General features: G+C 47.4%; 1 pseudogene. It reads right to left on the minus strand.

Annotated elements, in window-relative coordinates:
- Positions 1 to 605, minus strand: a pseudogene (locus PQQ36_RS22530) (IS30-like element ISVa6 family transposase); the annotation flags it as partial.

Here is a 605-nt window from a genome sequence, read left to right on the forward strand (position 1 = left end):
CTTACGTTGAGCGACTCGCTTGTTCTATCGTCCATTTGCCCAATAAAAGTGTAGCCAGTCATTCTGTCGACTAAAGTTACGATACAGTGCTTGGTTCCGCGGCCAACGACGGTATCAATTTCCCAGTGACCAGGCTCTTTTCGATGCTCAGCTTTTGCAGGTCTTTCGGTAATATGACGCTTTGCTGCCAGCCGTCCACGGCTGTCTTTTGAGTTATACCTTTTACGCCTTTTCTTAGTGGATTGGCGTAGGTGCTTCCATAAGGTTCCACCGAGAGTTTTGTCGTTCCAAATATGCTGATAAATGAGCTCGTGGCTCATTGTTGGATAGCCTCTTACCCTTAGGTATCCGACGATTTGGTCAGGACTCCAATCCAGTCGTAGCAAGGCTTCAGGTAACCTGAAGTCAAGTTCGGTATAGCGCTTATTTCTGCGCGACCGGCGCAGCCGGTTGCGAGCCATTTGTTGGGCTCTCCATGCCTGATAGGAGTACCTTTTAAAGTGTCTGTTGTATCGGGAATTACGTTCAATTTCTCGATAGATAGTGGCTTTGTGACGCCCCAGTTGTTTAGCTATTTTAGCGGTACTAATTCCTTGCTTTCTGAG

Source organism: Vibrio sp. CCUG 15886, assembly GCF_028570825.1.
Taxonomy (GTDB): Bacteria; Pseudomonadota; Gammaproteobacteria; order Enterobacterales; family Vibrionaceae; genus Vibrio; species Vibrio vulnificus_B.